Annotated in this window: 6 protein-coding genes and 1 pseudogene; 1 reads left to right on the top strand and 6 read right to left on the bottom strand. The window is 68.5% G+C overall.

What is annotated here, in order from left to right; genetic code table 11:
• Nucleotides 1-1,605 (top strand): hypothetical protein (locus VF794_RS34985; RefSeq protein WP_331117463.1); only part of this gene is annotated, 1,605 nt, incomplete at its 5' end.
• A gap of 1 nt (nt 1,606) precedes the next feature.
• On the opposite strand, the gene VF794_RS34980 is transcribed toward VF794_RS34985, so the two are convergent.
• The 6 genes and pseudogenes from VF794_RS34980 to VF794_RS34955 form a co-directional block, all read right to left on the bottom strand.
• The gene (locus VF794_RS34980; protein ID WP_331117462.1) at nt 1,607-2,128 is read right to left on the bottom strand and encodes a hypothetical protein; all 522 of its coding nucleotides are present in this window, start codon (nt 2,126-2,128) and stop codon (nt 1,607-1,609) included.
• Nucleotides 2,125-5,952 carry a hypothetical protein gene (locus tag VF794_RS34975; RefSeq protein WP_331117461.1) on the bottom strand — a complete coding sequence of 1,276 codons (3,828 nt, stop codon included), beginning with the start codon at nt 5,950-5,952 and terminating at the stop codon, nt 2,125-2,127. Before VF794_RS34975 ends, VF794_RS34980 begins: the two co-directional genes overlap by 4 nt.
• A gap of 3 nt (nt 5,953-5,955) precedes the next feature.
• The gene (locus tag VF794_RS34970; RefSeq protein WP_331117460.1) at nt 5,956-6,264 is read right to left on the bottom strand and encodes a hypothetical protein; all 309 of its coding nucleotides are present in this window, start codon (nt 6,262-6,264) and stop codon (nt 5,956-5,958) included.
• Complete coding sequence (locus VF794_RS34965; protein ID WP_331117459.1) at nt 6,261-6,899, bottom strand: DotU family type IV/VI secretion system protein; 639 nt, start codon at nt 6,897-6,899, stop codon at nt 6,261-6,263. The genes VF794_RS34970 and VF794_RS34965 overlap by 4 nt, the downstream gene beginning before the upstream one ends.
• Nucleotides 6,896-8,545: a type VI secretion system baseplate subunit TssF gene (locus VF794_RS34960; RefSeq protein WP_331117458.1), complete on the bottom strand. Its 1,650-nt coding sequence runs from the start codon at nt 8,543-8,545 to the stop codon at nt 6,896-6,898. Before VF794_RS34960 ends, VF794_RS34965 begins: the two co-directional genes overlap by 4 nt.
• 7 nt (nt 8,546-8,552) lie before the next feature.
• Nucleotides 8,553-8,747 (bottom strand): annotated as a pseudogene (locus VF794_RS34955) (hypothetical protein); the annotation flags it as partial.

Below are 8,747 nucleotides of genomic sequence, written 5' to 3'. Positions count from 1 at the left end.
AAGCTCCAGGGCAAGGCGGAGAAGGAGCTCCAGGGCGCGGCCGAGAAGCTCACGGCCGTGACGGAGATGCTGCTCGCCCCGATGGTGCAGATCCGAGAGACCCTCGGCAACGAGACCCAGCAGCTGACCCAGGCGCTCGATACCGTCGTCGTCCAGCCCTCCAAGGCCCTCCAGGGGGTCCACGACAGCATCCAGTCGGCGGGCGAGTCCTCGAAGGCCCAGGTCCGGCGGCTGGTGGGACAGATTCGCGCGACCCTGGACCCCATCCGCACCCAGGTGAAGAGCGCCACCGAGACGGCCACCCAGGTCCTGGAGACGGTGGAGAAGACCGTCGGCCAGACCCTCACGACCGGACGCGAGCAGGTCAACCAGATCCTCGACCTGATTGAGCAGACCCTGGCCAACCAGGTGCAACAACTGGCCAATGGCATCAAGGCCGTGGAGGACCTGCTCGACGCGGTGCAGAAGCAGATCGACACGGTCATCACCCAGGGGACCGAGGCCCTCGATGCCTTGATGAAGACGGCGGTCACCACCTTCGAGTCCATCCAGGCGCCCGTGCGCCAGACGCTCGACGCCGCCTTCTCCGTGCTCGACACGCTGATGGACACGATCGCCGAGATCGAGAAGCAGCTCATGGCGATCTTCACCGCCCTGCCCGAGAAGCTCGAGCAGCTCCAGACGCTCTACAAGACCCTGGTCGGCACACTGGAGTCCCTCCTGGCCAAGGCCGTGCAACTGCTGGAGGCCATTCCCGCCTCGGATCTGCCCAAGCCGCTGGTGGACCCGGCCATCCAGGCCATCACCAAGGTGGTCAACCAGATCTCCACCCAGCTCGGTACCATCACCAGCAAGGTGGGCGAGCAGATCACGTCACTCCAGCAGCAGCTCATCACCCAGGTGGATCAGATCCAGGCGCAGGCCGTGGCGCAGGTGGATGCGATCAAGCAGCAGCTCGTCCAGCAGATCGAGACCCTGAAGGAGTCGGTGCAGGCCACCATCGACCAGGCCGTGGAGCAGGTGGAGCAGCTGGTGGCGCAGGTGGCGCTCCAGATAAACACCGCCCGTGATCAGGTGGTGAAGCAGGTGGAGGCGCTCCAGAAGCAGGTGTCCGAGCGCGTGGAGACGCTCAAGGGGAACGTGAAGGAACAGCTCACGAAATTCCAGGACCAGCTCGAGGAGGGGGTCAACAAGGCCACCGCCGAAGTGAAGAAGGTGGGCGAGAAGATCGACGAGAAGGTGGCCGCCGGCGAGCAGGAGTTGAAGGACGGGCTCGACAAGGCCCGCACCGCGGTGGACACGGCGCTCGACGAGGCCAGCAAGGCCCGGGAGCGCATCGAGACCGAGATCACCGCGCAGGTGGACAAGGTGCTCACCACCTTCTCGGAAGAGGCCGGGAAGCTGATGGACGCGGCGGCCAAGCAGATCGACGGAGTGGCCACCCGGGTGGACGCGGCCCGGGAGCAGCTGCTCAAGCCGCTCGACACGCTCAAGACGTCCATCGAGGAGACCACCCTCTTCGACGCGCCATTGAAGCAGGCGAGCGAGTGGGTGGACAAGGTGATGGACGAGGCCGATACCCGGGTGCGCTCGCTGGCCGCTTGAGCTACTTGGCGGCGCCGAACTTCGGCAGCTCCGGCATCTTCTCTGGCAGCGTGGGCATTTCCGGCGCCTCGCTCTTGGGCGCTGCTGGCGCCTCGCCCCCTTCCGAGGGGAGGGCCGCCGGTGCCGAGTCGCTCAAGATACGGCTCACCGTCAGCTCGACGTCCACGGCGGCCTGCGCCTGCGGGCTGAGCAGCAGCTGCCAGTTGCCATCCGGGGCGGTGAAGAGGAAGGAGACGGCCATGGCCCCCTCCTTCGGCGGCTTCACCTGGAAGCGCTGGATGGTGCCCGGGTAGATGACGGCCGTGTGAAGCACGGTCTTGTCCGGGGAGCCGATCTTGTCGGCCACCTCGGAGTACGCCTCGTTGGCGTATTCCTTCGGGTCCACCTGGCGCACGAGCATGTACATCGGCCGGCCCAGGTTGGTGCCCGGAGGCGACTTGATGTTGAGGTTGATGGTGCTCGGCGCACAGGCCCCGAGCAGCAGCGCGGAGAGAGTCGTCAGTCGATACATGCGTGCGCTCATCGCGGCACCTCTCGGAAGGGAACCCAGGGATCGCCCTTGAGTCCAAAGCTGATGTCCAACCCGCGCTTGCTCACGCCGTTGCCCTGGAGGGCGAGGCTCCACTGCCGGCGCTGATCCGTGGTGAGCAGGGCCTCCTCGAACAACCGGAAGCAGCTCCAGGCCGAGCGGTTCCACGGCAGCGACAGGTACTGGGGAATGTCGCGCGCGGGCGAGCGCAGCTCCAGCACGATGGAGGACACCTGCTGATCCCACCAGCTCAGCGGGAACTCCTGCCAGGTGGGGCTCTGGTTGAAGCCATACGCGGCCGTCTTCCCGCACTTGAGGGAGGACATGGTGACGAAGACGCCCGTCATGGGCGGGGCGGGCAGCGGCTGCGGCTGCACCTTGAGCATCAGCGGCCGGGGCCGGCCCTCGTCATCCCACAGCAGCCTCGACAACCGGGACAGCTTGCTGAGGGTGACCAGCATCTCGTCCGGCAGCTTCAGCTTCTCGCGCAGCGGGCCGCGCAGCGACCACTGCGTGCCGCGCTCCATGCACACGCGGGAGAACATCTGGTCCACGAAGTGCCAGAAGGCCCCGTCCTTGCGACGCAGCACCTCCAGCTCGCCCGGATCCACGTCCTCCTTGGACTCGGGGTTGAAGGGGTAGCGATCCAGCATGGGCCGCAGCATGCGCCCCGATGCCTCTTCCCACTGCCGCGCCAGGGTGGTCTCCAGCTCCTGCTTGCCCAGGCGCTGCACCTGGAGGAAGGGCTCGAGGAAGGGCTGGCGCAGCTCGCCGGTGATGCCCTGCTGATCCAACCATTCCTGCGCCTTGCGGAGGTAGGAGCCCTCCTCCTCGAGCATCATGGACAGGGCCACCTTCTCCAGCGGGGAGATCATGTCCGCGAGCTCCGCGGTACCGCCCTCCCCCTTCGCCGCCTCGCCTTCCTCCTCGCCCTCCGCGGCCTTGTCCTTGCCCTCCGCGGCCGCCGGGGCCGCCGCCTTGTCCTGGCCGGGCTTGGACACGGCATCCAGCTCGTCATGCATCTGCGCCACCAGCGCATGGTACGGGGCGAGCGCGGCGTAGAAGCCGCCCTTGTCCGCCGTCATGAGCTTCACGATGGGTTGGAAGGGCGCCACGTTGTTGCGCAGCGGCTCGTAGTACGGCCCCTCCAGCGGCTCGAGGTTGGCCCGGTGGGCCACGTCGCGCAGCATGTCCACCTGATCCGACGACGGCTGGGTGAGTCGCGCCAGCCTGTCGAGCAATTCCCAGCGCAGCACCTTGTCGAAGCGGTAGCCCTTCATGCTGGCGTAGAGGCCCGCGCGGTAGTCGCGGGAGAACCCGTTCACCCGCTTCTGCACGTACTCCTCGCGCTTCGCCGCCGCGTCCGAGGACAGCTGGGCGTTCTTCAGCCGCTGGGTGAAGTCGTCCACCAGGGGCTTGAGGTCGGTCTCGAAGGGCGTCCGGGTCATGATGGGATACCCCTCGCGGACGTCGCTCTGGGGCCCGAGCCTGAGCCGGCCGGTCTGCTCGTAGAAGTCGAGCAGGGCCTGGAGCAGATCGCTCGAGAGCTGGGTCGGACGGAACTCGAAGGACTGTTGGAGCAGCTCGATGCGGTAGGGGCCCTTGTTGGCGCCCACCAGCCAGAGACCATCACGAGTCAGCAACTCGGAGGGGCCCATCTTATCCACCACGAGGTAGCCCGCGTAGGCCTCCTCTTCCATGTTCAGCACGGCGGCGAGCGTGTCGCGGTTCGCCCTCAACCAGTCGAGCACCTGGACGGTGGTCTCGATGCCCTGGAAGTGCCGCGTGTCGACCTGCACCTTGGAGGCGTCGATCAGGTTGAGCACGGAGGGCAGCGAGGCATAGACGTCGAGGTCGGCCAACTGGGCCTTGAGCCGCTCGCGCTCGTCCCGGCGCATGTCGAGCATGGCCAGCTCCTTGTGCCCGGCCTCCAGCGTCTGGCTGAGGAACTGCAGATGATCGAACCAGGGCTTGAGCTGGCTCTCGACCGTCAGCCGCTCCGCGTAGGGCCAGCAGGACCAGACCTCCTCGGTGCCGTGGCCCTGCACGGTGACGCCGCGGCGGCAGGGAGGATTGCGCTCCCAGGGCGCGTCACTGGCGAGGACGTAGGTGCCGACCAGCGGCTCGCGCAGCTCGAGGGCGGAGATCCACGAGCGGGCCTCGGACCCGGAGGTGGGCTCTTCACCCGACGCGCCGGCCTGCTTGCCGCTCCACCGCCGCGAGTGCTGGGGCTGGATGCTGGAACTCACGAAGGTGCCGAGCGAGTCCGTATTCGAGGCGTGGAGGGCGGCCAACAGGTAGACCACCTGCTCGGGGCGGCAGTCCTTGGGCTGCTTGCGGCAGCGCTCGAGGGCGGGCCGGAGGTGGCTCTCGCGGATGCCCTGGGCCAGGCGCTGGCGCAGATCCAACGTCTCATCGGGGAAGCTGGTCGACAGCGGTGGCCACCAGCGCTCGGCGCGCTTGAGGTTCACCAGCGCGTCAGCGGCCTCGTTCACCTGCTGCTCGACGACCTCTCCCCGGCCCTCCAGACCCTGCTCGCGCAGCTCCGTGACGGTGTCCTCGAACTGCTGCACCTCTTCCTGCGCCTCGTCCAGCAGCAGGTAGAAGTGGGCGTACGCCGCCAGCACGGGCAGGCAGCACGCCGCGGCGATCATCACGGCCCGCCGCAAGTGGGTGCGCAGGTAGTGGGCGCGCAGCGACTGGGTGTTGGTGCCACCCTCCTCGGCATGCATGGAGAGCGTGCCACTGGCGCGCGCCTCGGGCGTGGGAGAGGAGAGGAAGACCCGGGTGAGCTTGGGCTTGTAGGAGAGGGTATCGCCCTCCAGCAGCGCCGACACGAAGCGGCCGAGGCCCGCGAACGAGCGCCCGCCCTGGGAGTAGAAGTGCTCCAGGCGCTCGAAGGCGTCCACCGGCAGCGAGGTGAGCCCCAGGGCCAAGTACTGCTCCTGCCCGTGCAGCAGCGAGGACAGACGCTCCTCCTCGCCCTGCTTGGGAATCTCGAAGGAGAGCGGCACGCCGTGCTGCCTCAGCAGCCGGGCGAAGTCCTCGAAGCCCTCCAGCCCGTCCATGTGCGTCAGGCACAGGCGGGTCTCCACCGGGCCCCCGCAGGCCTCGGACATGAGGTTGAGCTTGCCGCGCAGCAGCTGGGCCATGCGCCGCTGCTCGTCGGGCGGGGTGTCGGAGAGCCAGCGCACATCCAGCACGAGGACGGCGAGGCCCTTCTGCCGCTGGCTGAAGCACTTGCTCCACATCCGGCGCAGAGCACCGCGGGCCCCGAGCGACTCATCCTCCAGCAGCGGGGCCGACACCTCCTGCACCACGCAGTCCGGCCCCAGGTACATCTGGAGCAGCGAGTCCGCGGTGTAGCTGGGGAGGAACTGACGGGCCTGGCGCTGCCAGTCCACGTCCAGGCCGATGAGCTGCGTCTTACCGCTGCCGGCGGGCCCGAGCACCACCACATTGGGCAGGTCCACCACCGCGGCGCGGTTGGCGAAGGGCAGCCCGGCGAGGAAGCCGCGGCGCACCTGGAGCAGCCGCTGGGGAGCCATGGGCGGAGGGCCACTGGCGGCGGCGGCCGGCGCACCGCGACGGCGCCACCACTGCACCAGCTTCACCAGGCCATACACGGCGGCCGCCACGGCGAGGATCGCCAGCAGCCACAGCACGTACGGGCCCACCTTGCCCCAGAGCTTCTGGAGCGTCGTCGCGCTCTTGTTGATCGATTGCGCGTTCGTGTTGAGCGCCTGCGTCCCCGCGGCCAGCGCCTTGGCCGGATCCGACACCTGCGCCAACACCATCTTCAGCAGCTGCGACCCCACGGCTCATCCCCCCCCGCGGGCCGCGCTCGGCGAGCGACCAGAACGCGCGGCCAATTGAAGTGCCTCGAGAACCTCTTCCAGCCCATCCAGGGACTGGAGCAGCTTCTCGTGTTGAGCTTCATGTTCCTTGGGCGCCAGACGCGTGCCGCCCGCCTCCGGGAAGAGCGCGGCCACTCCGGCGCGCACCTCCTCCAGCAACGGCTCCACGCCGGAGCTCAGCGAGCCCAGCTCGGAGTGGATGGCTCGCTCCAGGCGCCCCAACTGCGCGCGAGGTCCCTGGAGCTCCTTCAGCATCTGCGCTTCGACCTTCATCTCGAAAGCCACCACAGTAACATTGGTACGGCCGCCACCACGAATCCAGACGCCACGTAGTAGCGCACGGGGAAGGCGTGGACGAGCGGGGCCTGGGCCACGGCAGGCGGGGGAGCGGGCACCACCTCGGGCGTGGGGATGCGAGCAGCCAGGCGCTCCTTGTACTCGCGCAGTCGGGCCGTGTTGCCCACGTAGCGGCCCTCGAAGCCCGCGGTGAGGCAGAAGTGCAGCAGCTCGAAGACGAGCGGCGAGGCGCCCTTCTGCACCAGCTTCTCGTCGGCCAGCTCGTAGAAGCGATCTCCGCCCGAGTCGATGCCGAACAGCTTGTATTGGAGCATCGGCCACTCGGCCTGCTCCACGTCCGCGAGCCGGCGCAGCACCAGCTCGTCCACGAGGTAGACGAAGGGCCGCAGCGCCTCCTCGATCTCGTCGTCACGGTAGGCGGCGCCCAGGGCCTTCTGGAGGTCGCTCACCTCGGCCAGGAGCTGCTGCTGGAGCAGCGACAGTCCCTGCTGGCCCACGCGGACCTGCGTGCGCTCCCCACCCGCGTCGGGCTCGGGGGGAAGAGATTGATCCATCTGCGAGCGCACCTGCCGGTGTGCCCGCAGGATGCTCTGCCAATGCTCGAGTTTCATGAGGATACCTTCAGCGGGAAGGAGCCAGCCCCGGCCACGGAGGGCCGCAGCACCACCGAGGCCTCGCCATTCCACGCCTCGAGCAGCTGCTGCACCTGCTCGAGGAAACAGGTCACCAGGGGCTCGGCGCCAGTGTCGAAGGGCTCCAGCAGCAGCTCGTAGACGTGCAGCAGGCCCGAGCCGCGCATGGCGCCGTCCGGGGCCACGGTGGCCTTGAGCTCGCGCACCCAGGGGATGACGCGGCGGAAGGGCTCCTCGGTGGGAGTGCCGAGGTAGTTGAGCAGCGCGGCCAGCTCGTTGCGCTCGAGGGTGGACTTCACCTTCCAGGCCAGCAGTCGGGTCAGCCCGGTCACGTCATTGCGCAACGAGCTGTCGCGGTGCGGCTCCAGCCGGCCCACCAGCTGCCAGCCCAGGCCCTCCACGTGTCGACCCGGGGTGGAGACACTCACCTTTCCGACGGCCTCGGAGACGAACTGCGGCTGGAACCAGAGGGCCTCCACCAGCAGCTTCTGCGGCTCGACGAAGGCCTCGGGCAGACGCACCAGCAGGTTGTGGCGAGGGCGCATCTCCTCATCGAGCGCCTCGTCCAGCTCGTAGCTCGGCCCCTCGCCTGGGAGGAAGGCCGGGCGCATGGGAGAGCGCCCGGTCTTGCCCATCACGAACACGCCGGTGACGGAGTGCAGTTGCAGGTCGCGCCCGGCGGTCATGCTGCGGATGGGGTACTCGGAGCGGGTGCCGTCGGCGAGGATGGGCTGGGCGGGCTCGGCCTTGAGGTTCTCCACCGGCACGACGAAGGGGTGGAGGAAGTCCGGGTGGGAGGAGCGACCCACCGACCAGGACTTGTCCAGGTCCAGGCACAGACTGAAGCGGCTCCACTCCTTGCGGTGCGAGGGCACCGACACGTTGAGGAAGAGCCCCTGCTCAGGCATCTGGAAGAAGGCACGCACCCGCTGGAGCGGGTGCTCGTAGGCCCCGGCGTCATCCAACTCGGGGGCGGCGGCGCCGAAGGAGAACTCGCACGGGAGGCCCTGCGAGGACTCGCTGGCCGGGGCGTCGTACACCACGCCCACCTGCGTGAGGTGCTTGCGCAGCGCGTGGAAGACGGCCAGCGAGGGACGATATTCGTCCAGGTGGCGCACGTGCAGGCTGAACAGGCCCACCGGATCCCGGCGTGGGAAGCTGGACTCGAAGCGGACGATGAGCCGCCAGCGCCCATCCGGCAGGCGCACCACCTCGCTGCCCACCATGGAGATGGGCAGGACGCGCAGGTTGCGCCGGGTGCGGAAGGCGCCGGGCGCGCCGTGGCTGGGGCTGAGACGCAGCTCGGTGCCTCGCGGAAGCGCCAGCGTCTCGGTCATCTTCTCCGCGGGCAGCGCCTGCACCAGCGCCACCGCCGGCAGCGGCTGGAGCAGGAAGTCGAAGAAGGAGGAGAACAGGCGCAACCAGGTGGAGCGCAGGTTGTGCTGCGTGGCCAGGCGCGTCTGCACCGAGAAGAAGGCCATGGACTCGATGAGGCGCCGCACATGCGGATCCTCCCGGTCCAACGGCACGGTGGGGTGCGACGTCAGGAAGCGCTGCCGGAAGCGCTCGAGCGCATCCAGCTCGTTGAGGTAATCCAGGTAGATCCGCTCCGACGTGTCGCTCACCGCACCCTCAACCCAGCTTCACGAGCGAACCGGCGACGGTGGTCATCGCCCCCTTGAGATCCGCCATGCCCGAGGACTCGAGACCGAGCTTGCCCTGGGCCGCCACCTTGATCATGGGAGCGGCCAGCTCCGCCTGCGCCTTCGCGGCCATCTTCAGGTTGACACCCTCCACCTTGTTGTCGCCACCGGAGGCCGTCAGGCT

Source organism: Archangium sp., from assembly GCF_036389735.1.
Taxonomy (GTDB): domain Bacteria; phylum Myxococcota; class Myxococcia; order Myxococcales; family Myxococcaceae; genus Archangium.
Note: the sequence above shows the minus strand (reverse complement) of the source record. Positions and strands in the feature narration are given on the sequence as shown.